The sequence below is a fragment of the Lentzea guizhouensis genome (assembly GCF_001701025.1).
GTDB lineage: Bacteria > Actinomycetota > Actinomycetes > Mycobacteriales > Pseudonocardiaceae > Lentzea > Lentzea guizhouensis.
Map to the genome: position 1 here is coordinate 3473979 of NZ_CP016793.1, position 19960 is coordinate 3493938.

The 19960-nt window shown below is 67.4% G+C and carries 17 protein-coding genes; 8 read left to right on the top strand and 9 right to left on the bottom strand.

Features of this window, described 5'->3' with window-relative positions; translation table 11 throughout:
* The first annotated feature begins 36 nt into the window (after window positions 1–36).
* From BBK82_RS17470 to BBK82_RS17480, 3 genes are all read left to right on the top strand, one after another.
* The gene (locus BBK82_RS17470; protein ID WP_154697362.1) at window positions 37–855 is read left to right on the top strand and encodes a hypothetical protein; all 819 of its coding nucleotides are present in this window, start codon (window positions 37–39) and stop codon (window positions 853–855) included.
* A 610-nt stretch (window positions 856–1465) separates the two neighbouring features.
* Window positions 1466–4951: a DNA-directed RNA polymerase subunit beta gene (gene rpoB, locus BBK82_RS17475; RefSeq protein ID WP_065915958.1), complete on the top strand. Its 3486-nt coding sequence runs from the start codon at window positions 1466–1468 to the stop codon at window positions 4949–4951.
* Window positions 4952–5053: 102 nt separating this feature from the next.
* Complete coding sequence (locus tag BBK82_RS17480) at window positions 5054–8950, top strand: DNA-directed RNA polymerase subunit beta' (RefSeq protein WP_065915959.1); 3897 nt, start codon at window positions 5054–5056, stop codon at window positions 8948–8950.
* A 109-nt stretch (window positions 8951–9059) separates the two neighbouring features.
* On the opposite strand, the gene BBK82_RS17485 is transcribed toward BBK82_RS17480, so the two are convergent.
* From BBK82_RS17485 to BBK82_RS17515, 7 genes are all read right to left on the bottom strand, one after another.
* Complete coding sequence (locus BBK82_RS17485; RefSeq protein ID WP_237048234.1) at window positions 9060–10172, bottom strand: DUF418 domain-containing protein; 1113 nt, start codon at window positions 10170–10172, stop codon at window positions 9060–9062.
* A gap of 77 nt (window positions 10173–10249) precedes the next feature.
* On the bottom strand, window positions 10250–10531 hold the full coding sequence (locus BBK82_RS17490) for a DUF4287 domain-containing protein (RefSeq protein ID WP_065915961.1): 282 nt from the start codon (window positions 10529–10531) through the stop codon (window positions 10250–10252).
* 97 nt (window positions 10532–10628) lie between these two features.
* A complete protein-coding gene (locus BBK82_RS17495; protein ID WP_065921150.1) occupies window positions 10629–11195 on the bottom strand; it encodes a histidine phosphatase family protein in 567 nt (188 codons plus the stop codon).
* Window positions 11196–11214: 19 nt separating this feature from the next.
* Window positions 11215–11652: a hypothetical protein gene (locus BBK82_RS17500; protein ID WP_065915962.1), complete on the bottom strand. Its 438-nt coding sequence runs from the start codon at window positions 11650–11652 to the stop codon at window positions 11215–11217.
* Between the two features lie 5 nt (window positions 11653–11657).
* Entirely contained in the window at window positions 11658–12104 is a 447-nt protein-coding gene (locus tag BBK82_RS17505; protein WP_065915963.1) for a hypothetical protein, read from the bottom strand.
* An 89-nt stretch (window positions 12105–12193) separates the two neighbouring features.
* Window positions 12194–12499 (bottom strand): TFIIB-type zinc ribbon-containing protein, encoded by a 306-nt coding sequence (locus BBK82_RS17510; protein WP_065921151.1) that lies wholly within the window; start codon window positions 12497–12499, stop codon window positions 12194–12196.
* Between the two features lie 40 nt (window positions 12500–12539).
* A complete protein-coding gene (locus BBK82_RS17515) occupies window positions 12540–13367 on the bottom strand; it encodes a phosphotransferase family protein (RefSeq protein WP_154697363.1) in 828 nt (275 codons plus the stop codon).
* A 42-nt stretch (window positions 13368–13409) separates the two neighbouring features.
* On the opposite strand from BBK82_RS17515, the gene BBK82_RS17520 reads away from it, so the two are divergent.
* Complete coding sequence (locus tag BBK82_RS17520; protein ID WP_065915964.1) at window positions 13410–13616, top strand: hypothetical protein; 207 nt, start codon at window positions 13410–13412, stop codon at window positions 13614–13616.
* Here the strand turns inward: BBK82_RS17520 and BBK82_RS17525 are convergent.
* Together BBK82_RS17525 and BBK82_RS17530 are read right to left on the bottom strand one after the other, a co-directional pair.
* Window positions 13577–14038 carry an LppU/SCO3897 family protein gene (locus BBK82_RS17525; RefSeq protein WP_065915965.1) on the bottom strand — a complete coding sequence of 154 codons (462 nt, stop codon included), beginning with the start codon at window positions 14036–14038 and terminating at the stop codon, window positions 13577–13579. The genes BBK82_RS17520 and BBK82_RS17525 overlap by 40 nt on opposite strands.
* Window positions 14035–14532 carry a hypothetical protein gene (locus tag BBK82_RS17530; RefSeq protein WP_065915966.1) on the bottom strand — a complete coding sequence of 166 codons (498 nt, stop codon included), beginning with the start codon at window positions 14530–14532 and terminating at the stop codon, window positions 14035–14037. The genes BBK82_RS17525 and BBK82_RS17530 overlap by 4 nt, the downstream gene beginning before the upstream one ends.
* Window positions 14533–15017: 485 nt before the next feature.
* Between BBK82_RS17530 and rpsL the strand changes: the two genes are divergently transcribed.
* The 4 genes from rpsL to tuf all read left to right on the top strand — a co-directional run bounded on the left by rpsL (window position 15018) and on the right by tuf (window position 19385).
* On the top strand, window positions 15018–15392 hold the full coding sequence (rpsL, locus tag BBK82_RS17535) for a 30S ribosomal protein S12 (protein WP_030473471.1): 375 nt from the start codon (window positions 15018–15020) through the stop codon (window positions 15390–15392).
* Between the two features lies 1 nt (window position 15393).
* A complete protein-coding gene (rpsG, locus tag BBK82_RS17540; protein ID WP_065915967.1) occupies window positions 15394–15864 on the top strand; it encodes a 30S ribosomal protein S7 in 471 nt (156 codons plus the stop codon).
* A 78-nt stretch (window positions 15865–15942) separates the two neighbouring features.
* On the top strand, window positions 15943–18045 hold the full coding sequence (fusA, locus tag BBK82_RS17545) for an elongation factor G (RefSeq protein WP_065915968.1): 2103 nt from the start codon (window positions 15943–15945) through the stop codon (window positions 18043–18045).
* A 146-nt stretch (window positions 18046–18191) separates the two neighbouring features.
* A complete protein-coding gene (gene tuf / locus BBK82_RS17550; protein ID WP_065915969.1) occupies window positions 18192–19385 on the top strand; it encodes an elongation factor Tu in 1194 nt (397 codons plus the stop codon).
* Window positions 19386–19960: the final 575 nt, after the last annotated feature.

A 19960-nucleotide genomic window follows, 5' to 3' on the forward strand; every position in this document is an offset into this window, starting at 1 on the left:
GCCGAGCCGGTCGAAGCGGCGGCGGCGCCAGAGGTGGTGCAGCCGGGGCCCGGTGAGGCGCCTGTGGTGGCGGAGAAGGCCGGCGAGGTGTCTGAGGCGGTGGTTGCCGAGGCAGCCGGGACGACCGAGGCAGCTGAGGCTCCCGAGACCGCGGAAGCCGAGAAGCCGCTGGCCTCCCCGAGGCGCCGGGCCAGGGCCCAGGCGCGGGCCGTGGCGGCTGCCGACACCGACACCGATACGAGCACCGGCACCGACGGCAAGGCCGAGACCGACAGCAAAGCCGGTGCCGCCGTCGCCGACCCGGTCGCCCGACCCAGGTCCGCCGTGGACGGCTGGGTGCTGCCCGTCTCGTTGCTGGTGGTGGCGCTGCTGTTCGCGGGCCTGGGCGCGTTCTTCGTGGTCAAGTCCAGGTCCGTGACCTACGACGCCGCCCTCGTCGACTCGGCCACCACCTCCGCGGTGAACGGCCAGGTCCGCGAGGCCGTCGAGAAGTCGTTCTCGTACAACTTCGCCGACGTCACCGCCACCGAGAAGGCGGCCAAGGAGCTGCTCACCGGCAAGGCGCTGTGCCAGTACAACGCCGTCTTCGGCCCGGTCCGCGAGATCGCCCCGCAGCAGAAGCTCGTGGTCAGCGTCCGCGTGGTCTCCTCCGCCGTCTCCTCGCTGCGCGACGGCCGCGCCACCGTCCTGGTCTTCGCCGACCAGGTCACCACCCGCACCACCGACAACTCCTCCGGCGGCGGCACCGCCATGCTGCAGGTCGGCGCGGTGGAGGACGGCGGCCGCTGGAAGATCGACAACCTGAGGATGTTCGGCGCGACCGCCGACCAGGACCGCCAGCTCCAGTCCTGCTGACCGGGCACGCGGGGACCCCGCGTGCCGTCCTGGGGTACGAAAGCTCCCCGCGTGCACTTCGCCGAGCCGGTCGCGGCCATCCGCCGGGACCCGTTCCCTTCGCCGGGAGCCACATACCCACCGGCCGGTCGGTGCCAAACGCTCCTCGGCCCTCCGCTAAGATCAACAACCTCCCCGAGGCTCCGAGAAGGCCTTGGAAGCACCCCAAACACCCCCTCCGCCAGACCCGACACGCGTGATCTCGGTCACACGGTTTCTCGTGGCGCTCTGTAAGAACGCTCGAGGCCGTCAACTTCCCACCAAATCGGCCGCACACGTGTTTGTGCAGGTCAACTGGATGACGGTCGGTGAACGGCGCTCCATCCAGAGAGTGGATAAGCGCTCGACATCTTGACTGCGCGCTCATGCAGGGTCACTCTGTCGGTGAGCAAGAGGAGGGTCCTTCCAGGTGCCTCTCGACAGTCGCCGTGCGCGTGGCTAGACTGCCCCTTTGCGCTGCCCATTTTCCGCTTGCCCTTCGCCGAGAGCGTGGATTAGTCGAGCAGCGCCGCACCCTAGACAGCCGTGCTAGTTCGCTCTAGCCAGCTATTTGTCCCTGGAAGGACGCATCTTGGCGATCTCTCGCGCGACCAAGGCCACTGCTGCGACCAACTCCACGTCGGGGATCCCTGGAGCGCCGAAGCGAGTTTCCTTCGCGAAGATTCACGAGCCGCTTCAGACGCCCAACCTGCTTGACCTGCAGATCCAGTCCTTCGAATGGCTCACCGGTGACGAGGCGTGGTTCCAGCGTCGCGTCGACGCCGGTGACGAGACCCCGACGGGTGGCCTCGAAGAGGTCCTCAACGAGATCTCGCCGATCGAGGACTTCTCCGGCTCCATGTCACTGTCCTTCTCCGACCCGCGCTTCGACGAGGTCAAGGCCTCGACCGAGGAGTGCAAGGACAAGGACATGACGTACGCGGCACCGCTGTTCGTCACGGCGGAGTTCACCAACCACACCACTGGCGAGATCAAGAGCCAGACGGTGTTCATGGGTGACTTCCCGATGATGACGGACAAGGGCACGTTCATCATCAACGGCACCGAGCGCGTGGTTGTCTCTCAGCTCGTTCGCTCGCCTGGTGTGTACTACGACACCGCGGTCGACAAGACGACGGACAAGGACGTCTTCAGCGTCAAGATCATCCCGTCCCGGGGTGCCTGGCTGGAGTTCGACGTCGACAAGCGCGACACCGTCGGTGTCCGCATCGACCGCAAGCGTCGCCAGCCGGTGACGGTGCTGTTGAAGGCTCTGGGCTGGAGCACGGAGCAGATTCGCGAGCGGTTCGCGTTCAGCGAGACGTTGCTGACCACGCTCGAGAAGGACCACACCGCGGGTACCGACGAGGCGTTGCTCGACATCTACCGCAAGCTGCGTCCGGGCGAGCCGCCCACGAAGGAGTCCGCGCAGGCCCTGCTGGAGAACCTGTTCTTCAAGGACAAGCGCTACGACCTGGCGAAGGTTGGTCGCTACAAGATCAACAAGAAGCTGGGCCTGGACACCGAGATCAACACCGGTGTGCTGACCGAGGACGACATCGTCACGACGATCGAGTACCTCGTCCGTCTGCACGCGGGTGAGACGATGATGGACGCCGCCGCCGGTGGTGACGTGCCGGTCGAGGTCGACGACATCGACCACTTCGGCAACCGTCGCCTGCGCACGGTCGGTGAGCTGATCCAGAACCAGATCCGCGTCGGTCTGTCCCGCATGGAGCGCGTCGTCCGCGAGCGCATGACCACGCAGGACGTCGAGGCCATCACGCCGCAGACCCTGATCAACATCCGTCCCGTCGTGGCGGCGATCAAGGAGTTCTTCGGCACCTCGCAGCTGTCGCAGTTCATGGACCAGACCAACCCGCTCGCGGGTCTGACCCACAAGCGCCGCCTGTCGGCGCTGGGTCCCGGTGGTCTGTCCCGTGAGCGGGCCGGCATGGAGGTCCGCGACGTCCACCCGTCGCACTACGGCCGCATGTGCCCGATCGAGACGCCGGAAGGCCCGAACATCGGCCTGATCGGTTCGCTCTCGAGCTACGCGCGGGTCAACCCGTTCGGCTTCATCGAGACGCCGTACCGCAAGGTCGTCGACGGCCGGGTCACCGACCAGATCGACTACCTGACCGCGGACGAGGAAGACCGCTACGTCAAGGCGCAGGCGAACTCGCCGACCGACGACGAGGGCAACTTCACCGACGACCGCGTCCTGGTCCGCAAGAAGGGCGGCGAGGTCGAGTTCATCGACCCGACCGACGTCGACTACATGGACGTCTCGCCGCGCCAGATGGTGTCGGCCGCGACCGCCATGATCCCGTTCCTCGAGCACGACGACGCCAACCGCGCCCTGATGGGTGCGAACATGCAGCGCCAGGCCGTGCCGCTGCTCCGCTCCGAGTCGCCGCTGGTCGGCACCGGCATGGAGCTGCGCGCCGCGGTCGACGCCGGTGACGTCGTCGTCGCGAAGAAGACCGGTGTGGTCGAGGAGGTCTCCGCCGACTACATCACCGTCATGGCCGACGACGGTGCGCGCAACACCTACGCGCTGCACAAGTTCCGCCGCTCGAACCAGGGCACCTGCATCAACCAGAAGCCCATCGTCAACGAGGGCGACCGGGTCGAGCAGGGCCAGGTGCTGGCCGACGGTCCGTGCACCGAGAACGCCGAGATGGCGCTCGGCAAGAACCTGCTCGTGGCGATCATGCCGTGGGAGGGCCACAACTACGAGGACGCGATCATCCTGTCGCAGCGCCTCGTGCAGGACGACGTTCTCACCTCGATCCACATCGAGGAGCACGAGATCGACGCCCGCGACACGAAGCTCGGCGCCGAGGAGATCACCCGGGACATCCCGAACGTCTCCGAGGAGGTCCTGGCCGACCTGGACGAGCGCGGCATCATCCGCATCGGTGCCGAGGTCCAGCCGGGCGACATCCTCGTCGGCAAGGTCACGCCCAAGGGCGAGACCGAGCTGACGCCGGAGGAGCGCCTGCTCCGCGCGATCTTCGGTGAGAAGGCGCGCGAGGTCCGCGACACCTCGCTGAAGGTGCCGCACGGCGAGTACGGCAAGGTCATCGGCATCCGCGTGTTCTCGCGTGAGGACGACGACGAGCTGCCTCCGGGCGTCAACGAGCTCGTGCGCGTCTACGTGGCCCAGAAGCGCAAGATCCAGGACGGTGACAAGCTCGCCGGCCGCCACGGCAACAAGGGCGTCATCGGCAAGATCCTCCCCGTGGAGGACATGCCGTTCCTCGAGGACGGCACGCCGGTCGACATCATCCTGAACACGCACGGTGTGCCGCGTCGTATGAACATCGGCCAGGTGCTGGAGACCCACCTCGGGTGGATCGCCAAGCAGGGCTGGAGCATCAACGGCGACCCGGACTGGGCGAAGAACCTGTCCGAGGACCTGCTGGACGTCGAGCCGGGCACCAAGACCGCCACCCCGGTGTTCGACGGTGCGAAGGAAGAGGAGATCACGGGCCTGCTGGGCTCCACCATCCCGAACCGCGACGGTGAGCGGATGGTCAAGGAGAACGGCAAGGCGCAGCTCTTCGACGGTCGCTCCGGCGAGCCGTACCCGTTCCCGGTGTCGGTCGGCTACATGTACATCCTGAAGCTGCTGCACCTGGTGGACGACAAGATCCACGCGCGTTCGACCGGCCCGTACTCGATGATCACGCAGCAGCCGCTGGGTGGTAAGGCGCAGTTCGGTGGTCAGCGCTTCGGTGAGATGGAGTGCTGGGCGATGCAGGCGTACGGCGCCGCATACACCCTGCAGGAGCTGCTCACCATCAAGTCCGACGACGTGCTCGGCCGCGTGAAGGTCTACGAGGCCATCGTCAAGGGCGAGAACATCCCGGAACCCGGTATCCCGGAGTCCTTCAAGGTGCTGCTCAAGGAGCTGCAGTCGCTCTGCCTCAACGTCGAGGTCCTGTCTTCGGACGGTGCCGCGATCGAGATGCGCGACGGCGACGACGAGGACCTGGAGCGCGCGGCCGCGAACCTCGGCATCAACCTGTCGAGGTCCGAGTCGCCCTCCGTGGACGACGTCGTCAACTAGTCACCTCGCCGGCCAGGGAGCACCATGCCTCCCGCGTAGTGCTCCCTGGCCTTTCCGACCAGCTCCTTTTGCCACCGATCTAAAAAGGGGAAGAGAGTAGACGTGCTCGACGTCAACTTCTTCGATGAGCTCCGCATCGGTCTCGCGACCGCGGACGACATCCGCCAGTGGTCTTTTGGCGAGGTCAAGAAGCCCGAGACCATCAACTACCGCACGCTCAAGCCGGAGAAGGACGGCTTGTTCTGCGAGAAGATCTTCGGTCCCACCAGGGACTGGGAGTGCTACTGCGGCAAGTACAAGCGCGTGCGCTTCAAGGGCATCATCTGTGAGCGCTGCGGCGTCGAGGTGACCCGCGCGAAGGTGCGTCGTGAGCGCATGGGCCACATCGAGCTCGCCGCTCCGGTCACGCACATCTGGTACTTCAAGGGCGTCCCCAGCCGGTTGGGCTACCTGCTCGACCTGGCCCCCAAGGACCTCGAGAAGATCATCTACTTCGCCGCCTACGTCATCGTGGGCGTGAACGCGGAGCTGCGCCACAACGACCTGCCGACGCTCGAGAGCGAGATGCAGGTCGAGCGCAAGCGCGTCGAGAACCGCCGCGACGCCGACGTGGAGGCCCGCGCCCAGAAGCTCGAGGCCGACCTGGCCGAGCTCGAGGCCGAGGGTGCCAAGTCGGACGTGCGCCGCAAGGTCAAGGAGGGCGGCGAGCGTGAGATGCGCCAGCTCCGCGACCGCGCCCAGCGCGAGCTGGACCGCCTCGACGAGATCTGGTCCACCTTCACCAAGCTCGAGCGCGCCCAGCTGATCGCGGACGAGCTGCTCTACCGCGAGCTGTACGACCGCTACGGCGACTACTTCACCGGTGCCATGGGCGCGGAGGCCATCCAGAAGCTGCTGGGTGACTACGACGTCGACGCCGAGGCCGACATCCTGCGCGAGACGATCCGCAGCGGCAAGGGCCAGAAGAAGCTGCGTGCGCTCAAGCGCCTCAAGGTCGTTGCCGCCTTCCAGGCGACCCGCAACAACCCGCAGGGCATGGTCCTGGACTGCGTCCCGGTCATCCCGCCGGACCTGCGCCCGATGGTGCAGCTCGACGGTGGCCGTTTCGCCACGTCCGACCTGAACGACCTGTACCGCCGCGTCATCAACCGCAACAACCGCCTCAAGCGACTGATCGACCTCGGCGCGCCCGAGATCATCGTCAACAACGAGAAGCGGATGCTGCAGGAGGCCGTCGACGCGCTGTTCGACAACGGCCGCCGCGGCCGCCCGGTCACCGGTCCCGGTAACCGCCCGCTGAAGTCGCTGTCCGACCTGCTGAAGGGCAAGCAGGGCCGGTTCCGCCAGAACCTGCTCGGCAAGCGCGTCGACTACTCCGGCCGTTCGGTCATCGTGGTCGGCCCGCAGCTCAAGCTGCACCAGTGCGGTCTGCCCAAGCAGATGGCGCTGGAGCTGTTCAAGCCGTTCGTGATGAAGCGGCTCGTGGACCTCAACCACGCGCAGAACATCAAGTCCGCCAAGCGGATGGTCGAGCGTGCGCGCCCGGCCGTGTGGGACGTGCTGGAAGAGGTCATCACCGAGCACCCGGTGCTGCTCAACCGTGCTCCTACGCTGCACCGCCTCGGCATCCAGGCCTTCGAGCCGCAGCTGGTCGAGGGCAAGGCCATCCAGCTGCACCCGCTGGTCTGTGAGGCGTTCAACGCCGACTTCGACGGTGACCAGATGGCAGTCCACCTGCCGCTGTCCGCCGAGGCGCAGGCCGAGGCCCGCGTCCTGATGCTGTCGTCGAACAACATCCTGTCCCCGGCGTCCGGCAAGCCGCTGGCCATGCCGCGTCTGGACATGGTGACGGGCCTGTACCACCTGACCCGGCACAAGGCCGGCGACATCGGCGAGGGCCACTTCTACTCGTCGCCCGCCGAGGCCCTGATGGCGTTCGACCGCAAGGTCCTGGGCCTGCAGGCGATGGTGAAGATCCGCGTCTCCGACAAGAACCCGCCGAAGGGCCAGGAGCCCGAGGGCTGGGAGCCCGGTCAGCCGTGGCTCGCGGAGACCACGCTGGGTCGCGTGCTGTTCAACGAGATCCTGCCGCAGGACTACGCCTTCATCAACGAGGTCATGCCCAAGAAGCGGCAGGCCGTGATCATCAACGACCTGGCCGAGCGGTACCCGATGGTCACCGTCGCCCGGACGCTGGACAAGCTGAAGGACGCCGGTTTCCACTGGGCCACCCGCTCCGGCGTGACGGTCGCGATCTCGGACGTCCTCGTCCCGGCGGCGAAGCAGGACATCCTCGAGGAGCACGAGCGCCTCGCGGACGCCGTCGAGAAGCGCTACCAGCGCGGTCAGCTCTCCCACGAGGAGCGCAACTCCGAGCTGGTCAAGGTGTGGACCAAGGCCACCGAGCAGGTCCACGAGATCATGGAAGACAACTTCCCCGAGGACAACTCGATCCGCGTCATCGTGCAGTCCGGCGCCGCCGGCAACATGACGCAGGTCCGTTCGCTCGCGGGTATGCGTGGTCTCGTCACCAACCCGAAGGGTGAGTACATCCCGCGCCCGATCAAGAACTCGTTCCGCGAGGGCTTGTCGGTGCTGGAGTACTTCATCGCGACGCACGGTGCCCGCAAGGGTCTGGCCGACACCGCGCTGCGCACCGCCGACTCGGGTTACCTGACCCGTCGTCTGGTGGACGTGTCGCAGGACGTCATCATCCGCGAGGTCGACTGCGGCACCACCCGTGGTGTGCAGATGACCGTCGGCGAGCAGATGGGCGACAAGGTCGGCCTGCACGAGTTCGCGCAGACGTCGGTCTACGCCCGCACGGTCGCGGACGACATCACCGACGCCCAGGGCAACCTGGTCCTGAACCGCGGTGACGACCTCGGCGACCCGGCGCTCGCGTCGCTGGTCGAGGCCGGCATCCTCCGCGTGAAGGTGCGCTCGGTGCTGACCTGCGAGTCCGCGGTCGGTGTGTGCGCGTCCTGCTACGGCCGCTCGATGGCCACCGGCCAGCTGGTCGACGTCGGCGAGGCCGTCGGCATCGTCGCCGCCCAGTCGATCGGTGAGCCCGGCACGCAGCTCACGATGCGCACGTTCCACCAGGGTGGTGTGGCCGGTGACGACATCACGACCGGTCTGCCCCGTGTCCAGGAGCTCTTCGAGGCCCGCGTCCCGAAGGGCAAGGCGCCGATCGCCGACGTCGACGGCCGCGTCCGCATCGAGGACGGCGACCGCTTCTGGAAGATCACGCTGATCCCGGACGACGGCTCCGAGGAGATCGTGTTCGAGAAGCTGTCCAAGCGTCAGCGTCTCGCCAACACGGCGACCGGCCCGCTGCAGGACGGCGACCACGTGGCCGTCGGCCAGCAGCTGCTGGAAGGTACCCCGGACCCGCACGAGGTCCTGCGCGTCATGGGCCCGCGCGAGGCCCAGCTGCACCTGGTGCAGGAAGTGCAGAAGGTGTACCGCGCCCAGGGTGTGGCCATCCACGACAAGCACATCGAGGTCATCGTCCGGCAGATGCTCCGCCGGGTCACGATCATCGACTCGGGTGCCACGGAGTTCCTCCCGGGCTCGCTCGTCGAGCGCGCGGACTTCGAGTCGGGCAACCGCGCCGTCGTCGCCGAGGGTGGCGAGCCGGCCGCCGGTCGTCCGGTGCTGATGGGTATCACGAAGGCGTCGCTGGCAACGGACTCGTGGCTTTCCGCCGCGTCGTTCCAGGAGACGACCCGCGTGCTGACCGACGCCGCCATCAACGGCCGCTCGGACAAGCTCATCGGTCTGAAGGAGAACGTCATCATCGGTAAGTTGATCCCGGCTGGTACGGGCATCAACCGCTACCGCAACATCCAGGTCCAGCCGACCGAGGAGGCGCGCGCCGCCGCGTACGCCATCCCCTCGTACGACGACGGGTACTACACCCCGGACGTCTTCGGCACGGGCACTGGTGCCGCGGTGCCGCTGGACGACTACGACTTCGGTCGCGACTACCGCTGAACGCGTTAGTTGAGAACGGCCCCCGGAGCTTCGGCTCCGGGGGCCGTTCTGTTGGTAGCACTTGAACCTGCGCCGTTCGACATCTGCAGTCAGCGAGCGGGCACAACACCTAGCGGAGCTGCTCCGCCATCTCCCGCTGCACCTGTGGCTGAGGGCGCGCCTTCTTCTTGCGGCCGTATGTGAGGAAGCGCAGCATCACTTCCAGCGGCCCGCGAATGCCTGCCAGGTGCATGCCCAGGGACAGAACCACCGTGGCCAGCCAGGTCAGGATGCCCACCAGCGAGGCCTGCGCGGTGTGGATCTCGTAGCCGAGCCCGCCCAGCGTGAAGATCACCAGCCAGGAGACCGACTGGAGGACGTAGCAGGTCAGCGAGCGTTCGCCGGTGGCGGCCAGTGCCTCCATGACCAGACCGGGCTTCTTCACGATGGCGGCGATCCACCCCATCAGCGCTGCGTAGCCGAGGCCTCCCGCCAGGCCGCTGAGGGTGTGCAGGATGACCAGCGGCAGTGGGACGCCTGGCAGGACCTGCGCGACAACCAGGGCCAGGGGCAGGCTGCCGGCCACCATGAAGCCGAGGCCCGCCAGTGCGGTCGTGCGCAGGAAGCGCACGTGGCGCTCGGGTTCCACCAGCATCTTCTGGCGGGCCGCCCACATGCCGAGGACGACCGGCACCAGGACCGTCGCCGGCCACGCCACCGTGTGGAGAGCCCAGGTGGCCAGGCCGTCGGGGAAGACGCCCTCGGTCTTGATGATCTGGAACGCCGAGAGCGTCACGTAGACGACGTAGACCACGAACCAGCCGGCGGCCAGGGCCAGCAACGACTGGTTGCGCCAGACCATGGTGCCGACCAGCACCAGGCCCGTGACGCCGTAGGTGCCGAGGATGTCGCCCTCGAACAGGAAGTGCGCGTGTACGGCGCCCAGCACCACCATCCAGAAGCAGCGTTTGACCACGGCCCAGCGCGCGGCCGGCCAGTTCCGCTGGCGGCCGGCCATCTGTGCCAGGCCGTAGCCGAACAACGCCGCGAACAGCGGTAGCGCCCGGCCGTCGACCACAGTCATCTGAATGCCGGCCACGGCGTTGTCGAGCGGGCTGCCGTCCGTGGCGTAGTTGCGATGCGTTACCGGATGCCCGCGAATGAACAGGTGCGCGTGCGCAAGAGCGATCAACAACAGCATCACGCCACGCGCGAGGTCGGGCGCCAAAGCCCGTTTACTCACCGTGTGCATTTCGTTCCCCCAGGTTGTCCACCGTCATGGTGGTTGACCTGGGAATATACGTCACCGAAGCTTGTCTTTCAGCGGTTTGCGATGCCGTCCAGGCGAAGTGTGGTGGAGTCGTCGCGGTGGCTCCCCGTGGTGCCGACGTGCTTGGCGCTGATCTGCGCGCCGTTCTTCAGCACGTGGTAGAGCGCCATCCCGTGACCGCGGCCCAGGTCGTAGTCGGTCTTCAGCCACTCCAGGAAGACGCCGGCCTTCGTGGTGCCGTCGTACCCCTGGTCCTGCGCCGCCTGCAGCAGCTCGGCCGGGGTCTTGCCGGTCTTCTTCTCCGCACCGTCGAGGTAGGCCTGGAAGGACATCGCCGTCTCCGTTCGTCGTCACTGCTCCGAAGCCTAGGACAACTCGGCTTGTCTTGACAAGTTTTTTTGTCGGTGATTCAGCACGACCCCCAGCGGCTCAGAGGCCCGGACCGGTGATCTCGACGCCGCGGTCGGTGAAGCGGAGGCGGTAGATCGCTGGCATCGGCATCGCGTGGACGAACGAGTGGTTCACGGAGTCGACGCCGAAACCCAGCAGGGCCCTGGAGACGAACGTGCCGTGGCTGCCGATGACGACCGGTTCGTCCTGGTGCTCGCGGGCGAGCGAGGTGAGGACCGCCGTGGCACGGGCCGTGAGCTGGTGGAGGCTTTCCGCGCCGGGCCGGGCGTGGTGCGGGTTGGCCCAGCTCTCGATGTAGTGGCGCACGAAGTCGGGGGAGGGGGCGATGCCGGAGTCCCACTCCCGCAGGTCGTGTCCGGTCCGGACGGGCATGCCCAGCGCTCGGGCGAAGGGCTCGACCGTCTGGACCGCCCGCAGGTAGGGACTGGAGGCGATCAGGCTGGGCTCGACGTCGGCGAGGTCCGTGATGAGGCGTTCGGCCTGCGCCAGGCCTTCCTCGGTCAGCGGCCGGCGGTACTCGTTCGGCCCGCCGGGGCGAGGAAGGGTTGACCGGGCATGCCGGACCAGGATGACTTCGGCTCGCATCAGCAGAGTGTGGCAGTGGTCAGCGACGACGGGTACGAGCCAGTGCACGGGCGCGCAGGACCAGGTCGTCCACCAGCTGCTCGTCCACGAGTGGCGGCACCCCGCTCTCGTCGGTGCAACAGCGGGGCTTGGTCCGCTTCTCCGACAACCGCGGCCGCACCCCGGCCATCTCGTACAGCACCTCGTACAGGTCCAGCCCGGGATCGTCGTCGTGCGGCCCGACCAGCAGCACCCACACCACGTCGGGCGAGGGGAACGCGACCACCACCCGGTCGGCCCCGCGCAGGTGCTTCACGCACAGGCGGGGCAGGGGTTCCGGACCGGTCACGCGGTAGCCGAGTGCGGCGCAGCCGGAGTGGGCGAGCTCGTCGAGGAAGCGCTCGTAGGCGACGCGGGCGCGGCCGCGGAGGCCGGCTGCCTGGGCGTGGGCGGTGTGGGTTTCGACGACTTGGAGCAACGGGATCAGACCGAGCGGACCACGCGTCCCCTGCCGCTGCGCATCTCGTCGAGGGAGGCGGCGAGGTCAGTGCGTTCGAGCAGTGACTGGTCGCTGAGGCGGCGGTGGACTTCGTCGAGGAGGGCGCGGGTCTTGCCGGCGCGGCGGAGGTCGGACACGAGGTGGAGGACCTCGTGCAGGCGCACGGTGTCGAGCAGCATGCGCGGTTCTTGGCTGTGGATGGCCAGCACGCCTTCGCGGGCCCAGGCCTTCACGGTCTTCTCGGTGAGGTCGAGCAGTTCACCGGCCACCACCGGGCGCACCGGTGGGGCCTGGCGCAGGGTTCGCGCTACTACGCCGTCGAGCTTGCGCCGGCGTTCGTCGTCTTCTGCCAGTGACGACGCAACGGACTCGATCTCCTCGATGGTGTCGAAGAGATCCCGGATCTGGGCAGCCTCGGTTGCCACGGACATGGCTCCTCCTCCGTTGACTACCGATTATCGCCCTGATTCTCGGTAGTCGTCAACGGCCCCGGAGCAGGGATCCGGGGCCGTCGCGCAGGTCAGGAGGAGAAGAACAGGCCGCCGAGGCCGCGGTGCTTGCGGTGGCCGTAGCCGTAGCCGGCGTGTCCACCGTGGTGGTGGTGGACCTGCTGCGGCGCGGCGCCCCAGGCGGGCTGGGCCGGCTGCGGGTAGGCAGCGGGCGGCGGGGCGGCGGGCGGAGGAGCCTGCATCTGGGCCTCGAGGCGAGTGATGGACTCGAGCTCGCCGTAGTCGAGGAAGACCCCGCGGCAGCCGTCGCACTGCTCGATGTGAACGCCCATGCGGTCGAACGTGCGCATGTTCGCATGACACTTGGGACACTGCATCGTGGTGAGCCTCCTGCGGTGGGACCGGACAAACACGATATTAGCCGCGGTCGCCGTGCTCGTGCGTCGCGAAGATCCGACGACATGCCTCGACCAGCGGTTCCACGGCCTGCAGGCCGGTCACCAGCGCCCGCGCCGTCATCTGCACAACGTACGCCTGAGCCGGGATGTTGAGTGCTTCCCACTCTGATGTCGGCAGCGCCACACCACCCGCTTCGCGGTAGGCGTTCAGGAACCGCGCCCACAGGTCTCCCGGCAGGACCCCCGCCGCGAACAACGCCGCAGGTCGCGCCAGGTCCCACACCGGGTCGCCGACGCCGAGGTCGTCCACGTCGATCAACCGCCACGCGCCCCGGTGCACCAGCTGCCCGAGGTGCCAGTCACCGTGGATCAACGCCCGCCTCGGGGACGTGTCCAGCGGAGGCAGGACCTCGAACGCCCGCAGCACCACGTCCGCGTGCGGCAGCTCCGGCGGCAACGCCCTGATCGCCCGCACGATCCGCTCCGGCGAGCCCGCGACCGGCCCCCGCACGGGCACCGCGTGCAGCTCCGCGAGCAGCTGCGCGCTCTCCTCCCACGGCGCCGCGTCCGGATCGGCCTGGCTGACCGGCGTCCCGTACGGCCACACCGTGACCGGCCGGTCGTCCACGAACTGCAACGGGCGCAACGGCGGCAGCAGCAGCTCCGGGTGCGCCGCCGCGATCTCCAGCCGTTGCCCCAGCGCCTCGACGTCCGTGTCCGCCGGGTGCGCCTTCGCGACCACGTCACCCACCCGCACCACCACGACGTCACCGCGGTCGCCGCCGAGCACCTCCGGGTCGCCTGAAGCGCCGGTCACCGAGGCCATCGCCGCGATCAGATCGTCCACGGGCACAGTGAATCAGGCCGGTGGCCGCCGCATGTTCTCGCAGTGCTGACCTTGCGGACGGCGTCGGCCGCGGGGACGTGGTCGGTGCCGAAGTCCTGGTCGCCGGACTCGGCAGAACCCGCGCGCGGCACCGGACGGGCGCCGCGGCGCAGCACCGAGGAGCCGAAGTCCTCACCGGACGGTGGCGGCGAGCGGGCCGGCTCGTCGCGTTACCTGGAGATGCAGATCGTGGTCGGCGGCCTGTCGTAGGTCCGGACGTCGTCACCGGCGCCGCACTGCGACCGGTCCGACCTGCCGGTGACGACCTTGCTGACCTTGCGCGTGCCCGTGCCGCAGGCGACCCGCGTGTCGAAGTCGCCGACCTGCTTGAGGCAGTCGCCCTCGCGCACGTTGAGGGCGTAGCACTCCCGCGTCTTGCGCTTGGTCTTGCGGTTGCGCGCCGACGCTTCCTCCACGTAGTCGCCACCGGGACACGGCGCCGTGACGCCGCGTTCGATGGAGACCAGCTTGTAGACGCCTTCCTGCGACGAGCAGTCCGCCTTCGTCAGCTCGACGTCGTTGCGGGACAGGTCGACGATCTTGGCGCACTCGCCGACGCCCGGCTGTTCGGTCCACAGCGAGCAACCGGACACGACCAGCGCGAGCGCGGTGATCACGACGATGTTCCTCACGGCTTCTCCATGCAGATCGTCCTGGCGGGCTTGGTGAAGGCGAGCGAGAGCTCCTGGTTCGAGCACTTCGTCGTGTCGGTCTCGTCCTGGAGGATCTCCACGACCTCGCGCGCCCCCGGTGCCGTGCAGTCTGCCCGGACGAAGACCTCCTGGGTCGTGTTCTGGAACTTCTTGCCCGCGAAGCACACGCCGACGTGCAGGGCCGGCAGGTAGCAGGTCTTCTCGTCACCCCTCGCCACCGCGGTGTAGTCGCCCGGCGGGCAGTTCGCCGCGACGGCACCGACCTCGAACTCCCGCGGCGACCTGCGCCCACTGCAGCTGACCTCTTCGAACTTCAGCTCGGCCGCGCCGTGCTCCACCTGCGTCACGCACTCGCCGACCTGGGGTTCCGGCGCGAGCGCGCGCCACCCGAAGTAGACGCTGGGCACGATGATCGTCAACGCGCCCAGGGCCGCGAGGACGTAGTAGTACTTCGTCTCGAAGTCCCGTTTCACCTCACACCTCCCGCGCGTCGATGACGAGGACGCCCGCCCCTGCGACAATGGTCACAGCCGGTCGGGTGACATTGCGGAGGACCGCAGCGCGGATCTCCTCTTTCGTATTCTGGTGTCCGGCGAGGCGCTGCTCAGCCCTGTGACCGGCCGCCAGCACGGATTCCGAGCTCGGGCGTGACAACCCGCTACCCCCCCAGGTAGTTCTTGCTGAAGCGGGCCATGTCTACTGCATGCGCGAACGCGGTACCCCCGTTTTGACCCAGGTAGACGTGGGCAGGTATCTTTGCTACTCGTGCCCGACCCATGTCGGGCCGCTCCGCGTGCCCTTGAGGCCGCGGTGTCCTCCACTCGCAGGGGCCAGTTGAACTGTTGCCTGCGGACCTTGGGAGAGGGCGACACGCCCGACCTCGGGTGCAGAGAGGGATCAAGAAACACGAGGGTGAACCGCAAGGGGAGCCCGCGAAGACGGAAGAAGCAGCCGGCGAATGCCAACGATCCAGCAGCTGGTCCGCAAGGGCCGCCAGGACAAGGTGGCGAAGCAGAAGACGGCGGCCCTCAAGGGCTCGCCGCAGCGGCGCGGTGTGTGCACCCGCGTTTACACCACCACCCCCAAGAAGCCGAACTCCGCACTGCGCAAGGTCGCTCGCGTGAAGCTGACCAGCGGTATCGAGGTCACGGCGTACATCCCCGGTGAGGGCCACAACCTCCAGGAGCACTCGATGGTGCTCGTGCGTGGTGGCCGTGTGAAGGACCTCCCGGGTGTTCGTTACAAGATCATCCGTGGCTCTCTCGACACCCAGGGTGTCAAGAACCGCAAGCAGGCTCGCAGCCGTTACGGCGCGAAGAAGGAGAAGAGCTGAGATGCCCCGCAAGGGACCGGCCCCCAAGCGGCCGCTGATCTCCGACCCGGTCTACAGCTCGCCGCTGGTGACCCAGCTCATCAACAAGGTGCTGGTCGACGGCAAGCGCTCGGTGGCCGAGAAGATCGTCTACGAAGCGCTCGAGGGTGCTCGCGAGAAGACCGGTACCGACCCGGTCGTCACGCTGAAGCGCGCGCTCGACAACGTCAAGCCGGCCCTCGAGGTCAAGAGCCGCCGTGTCGGTGGCGCGACCTACCAGGTCCCGGTCGAGGTGAAGCCCGGTCGCTCCACCACGCTGGCGCTGCGCTGGCTGATCACCTTCTCGCGGCAGCGCCGTGAGAAGACCATGGTCGAGCGTCTGATGAACGAGCTGCTCGATGCGAGCAACGGTCTCGGTGCGAGCGTCAAGCGCCGTGAGGACACTCACAAGATGGCCGAGTCCAACAAGGCCTTCGCCCACTACCGCTGGTGATGTGACGCCCGGCCTGGACTCCAGGCCGGGCTCTCCCGGCCCTAGTGAGCTCACAAGCTCAAGACAGGGGAAAGACCCGTGGCACAGGACGTGCTCACTGATCTTGCCAAGGTCCGCAACATCGGGATCATGGCTCACATCGACGCGGGCAAGACCACGACGACCGAGCGGATTCTCTTCTACACGGGAATCAGCTACAAGATCGGCGAGGTTCACGACGGCGCGGCCGTGATGGACTGGATGGAGCAGGAGCAGGAGCGCGGCATCACGATCACGTCGGCCGCGACGACCTGCTACTGGAAGAACCACCAGATCAACCTGATCGACACGCCCGGCCACGTCGACTTCACCGTCGAGGTCGAGCGCAACCTGCGCGTCCTCGACGGCGCCGTCGCCGTCTTCGACGGCAAGGAGGGCGTCGAGCCGCAGTCCGAGCAGGTCTGGCGGCAGGCGACCAAGTACGACGTCCCGCGCATCTGCTTCGTCAACAAGATGGACAAGCTCGGCGCGGACTTCTACTTCACCATCCGCACCATCTCCGAGCGCCTGGGCGCCAAGCCCCTCCCGATCCAGATCCCGATCGGTGCCGAGAGCGACTTCATCGGCGTCGTCGACCTGATCGAGATGCGCGCGCTCACGTGGCGTGGCGAGGTCCAGAAGGGCGAGGACTACGCGATCGAGGAGATCCCCGCGGATCTCGTCGAGCGCGCGCAGGAGTTCCGCGAGCAGCTCCTCGAGGCCGTCGCCGAGACCGACGACGAGCTCACCGAGAAGTACTTCGAGCAGGGCGACCTGTCCGTCGAGGAGATCAAGGCCGGCCTCCGCAAGATCGTTGCCGAGGGCACCGCCTACCCGATCCTCTGCGGCTCCGCGTTCAAGAACAAGGGCGTCCAGCCCATGCTCGACGCGGTGATCGACTTCCTGCCGTCGCCGCTGGACCTCCCGCCGGTCGAGGGCACGCTGCAGGACGGCGAGACCGTCGTGTCGCGCAAGGCCTCCTCCGAGGAGCCCTTCTCGGCGCTGGCGTTCAAGATCGCCGTGCACCCGTTCTTCGGCAAGCTGACCTACATCCGGGTCTACTCGGGCAAGGTCGCCTCCGGCACCCAGGTCGTCAACGCGACCAAGGACCGCAAGGAGCGCATCGGGAAGATCTTCCAGATGCACGCCAACAAGGAGAACCCGGTCACCGAGGCCATCGCCGGTCACATCTACGCCGTGATCGGTCTGAAGGACACGACGACCGGTGAGACCCTCGCCGACCCGGCGAACCCCATCGTCCTCGAGTCGATGACGTTCCCCGAGCCGGTCATCCAGGTCGCCATCGAGCCCAAGACGAAGGCCGACCAGGAGAAGCTGGGCACCGCGATCCAGAAGCTGGCCGAGGAGGACCCGACGTTCCGGGTCAACCTCGACCAGGAGACGGGCCAGACCATCATCGCCGGCATGGGCGAGCTCCACCTGGACATCCTGGTGGACCGCATGCGCCGCGAGTTCAAGGTCGAGGCCAACATCGGCAAGCCTCAGGTGGCGTACCGGGAGACCATCCGCAAGGCGGTGGAGAAGTACTCCTACACCCACAAGAAGCAGACCGGTGGCTCCGGCCAGTTCGCGAAGGTGCTCGTCACCGTCGAGCCGCTGGAGAAGAAGGAAGACGGCGCGCTCTACGAGTTCGTCAACGCCGTCACCGGTGGTCGCATCCCCCGCGAGTACATCCCGTCGGTCGACGCGGGTGCGCAGGACGCGCTGCAGTACGGCGTGCTGGCGGGCTACCCGCTGGTCGGCGTGAAGGTGACGCTGCTCGACGGCGCCTACCACGAGGTCGACTCCTCGGAAATGGCGTTCAAGATCGCTGGTTCGATGGCCCTCAAGGAAGCCGCCCGTCAGGCGTCTCCCGCGATCCTCGAGCCGCTGATGGCCGTCGAGGTCACGACGCCCGAGGAGTACATGGGCGACGTGATCGGCGACCTGAACTCCCGCCGTGGCCAGATCCAGGCCATGGAGGAGCGCAGCGGTATCCGTGTCGTCAAGGCGCTGGTCCCGCTGTCGGAAATGTTCGGGTACGTGGGTGACCTGCGGTCCAAGACCCAGGGTCGTGCCAACTACTCGATGGTGTTCGACTCCTACGCAGAGGTTCCCGCGAACGTCTCGAAGGAGATCATCGCGAAGGCGACTGGGGAATAACCCCACACCGGAGCACCGCAGTTCCACCGCGGGCTCTCCGGGGTGAATCCCTGGGGTCCGCACTTTCCGACCCTGACGTGTAAGTCCGGCGGGTGGCCACACATACCCGCCGGACCAGCAAAGAAGAAGTCCAGGAGGACAATCCAGTGGCCAAGGCGAAGTTCGAGCGGACGAAGCCGCACGTCAACATCGGTACCATCGGTCACATCGACCATGGCAAGACCACGCTGACCGCGGCGATCTCCAAGGTTCTGCACGACGCGTACCCCGATGTGAACGCTTCGTTCGCGTTCGACCAGATCGACAAGGCGCCGGAAGAGAAGCAGCGCGGCATCACGATCTCGATCGCGCACATCGAGTACCAGACGGAGAACCGTCACTACGCGCACGTCGACTGCCCCGGGCACGCCGACTACATCAAGAACATGATCACCGGTGCGGCGCAGATGGACGGCGCCATCCTGGTGGTCGCGGCGACCGACGGTCCCATGCCGCAGACGAAGGAGCACGTCCTCCTGGCCCGCCAGGTCGGCGTCCCCTACATCGTCGTCGCGCTGAACAAGGCCGACATGGTGGACGACGAGGAGATCCTGGAGCTCGTCGAGCTCGAGGTCCGCGAGCTGCTCTCCGAGTACGAGTTCCCGGGCGACGACCTGCCGGTCGTGCGCGTTTCGGCGCTGAAGGCGCTGGAGGGTGACGAGACCTGGGGCAAGTCCGTGCTGGAGCTCATGGCCGCCGTCGACTCGGCGATCCCGGAGCCGGAGCGCGACACCGAGAAGCCGTTCCTCATGCCCGTCGAGGACGTCTTCACGATCACCGGCCGCGGCACCGTCGTGACCGGTCGCATCGAGCGCGGCATCATCAACGTGAACTCCGAGATCGAGATCGTCGGTATCAAGGAGACGTCGAAGAAGACGACGGTCACCTCGATCGAGATGTTCAAGAAGTTCCTCGACGAGGGTCGCGCCGGTGACAACGCCGCGCTGCTGCTCCGCGGCATCAAGCGCGAGGAGGTGGAGCGCGGCATGGTCATCGTCAAGCCGGGCACCACGACCCCGCACACCGAGTTCGAGGCGCAGGTCTACATCCTGTCCAAGGACGAGGGTGGCCGCCACACGCCGTTCTTCAACAACTACCGTCCGCAGTTCTACTTCCGGACGACGGACGTGACCGGCGTTGTGACGCTCCCCGAGGGCACCGAGATGGTCATGCCGGGTGACACCACCGGTATGTCGGTCAAGCTGATCCAGCCGATCGCCATGGACGAGGGCCTCCGCTTCGCGATCCGCGAGGGTGGCCGCACCGTCGGCGCCGGCTCGGTCACCAAGATCGTCAAGTGACCAAGCTCTAGCTGTTAGTTCGGCGGCAGGCCGGGCCAACGACTTCGTTGGCCCGGCCTTCGTCGTTGCAGGACCAGGTGTGTGCGACAGCTCACGCCGTAATTGTTTCGCGGCGCGCGGGGTAGATCCGCTGCGGGGAATCCGTTGCCGGGCAATGGAACCGTTCCGCTCGTTCGTCCACACGCGACGGACCGGGCGGCTCATCGGCCAAGATCCGCACGTGATCTGCCTCCGACTGACCCACCCCGATTTGGAGTGCCTCGCAACCGTGTGGCATCCTTTACGGGTTGCTCGACGAAGGCCGGGTCGCATCCGTGCGTGCTCGATCCCTTCGACCGAGCGTCCGCGCCCTGTTAGTGAACGCCTCCTTGCGGAGATGGGCATCAGGGTGCATGGGCTGTGGTAGGCCCAATCCCACCGGGGAGACCTTGCGTGGGACCGGTATGCGCACCGGGCGCGACACGCCCGACCGCGTGGACCGGGCACCATGACACTTCAACAGGGGCGGAGCGCGCCAAGAGGCTGTAACAGGCCTCATCCGAGGCACCGCACCGCAGCGGTTACGAGAAGCAGAG

Bases quoted from the DNA above. Each gene is read 5' to 3' on its own strand.
- BBK82_RS17490 (WP_065915961.1), bottom strand. From the start codon at position 10,531: ATGTCCTTCCAGGCCTACCTCGACGGTGCGGAGAAGAAGACCGGCAAG.
- BBK82_RS17495 (WP_065921150.1), bottom strand. From the start codon at position 11,195: ATGCGAGCCGAAGTCATCCTGGTCCGGCATGCCCGGTCAACCCTTCCT.
- BBK82_RS17505 (WP_065915963.1), bottom strand. From the start codon at position 12,104: ATGTCCGTGGCAACCGAGGCTGCCCAGATCCGGGATCTCTTCGACACC.
- BBK82_RS17510 (WP_065921151.1), bottom strand. From the start codon at position 12,499: ATGCAGTGTCCCAAGTGTCATGCGAACATGCGCACGTTCGACCGCATG.
- rpsL (WP_030473471.1), top strand. From the start codon at position 15,018: ATGCCAACGATCCAGCAGCTGGTCCGCAAGGGCCGCCAGGACAAGGTG.
- rpsG (WP_065915967.1), top strand. From the start codon at position 15,394: ATGCCCCGCAAGGGACCGGCCCCCAAGCGGCCGCTGATCTCCGACCCG.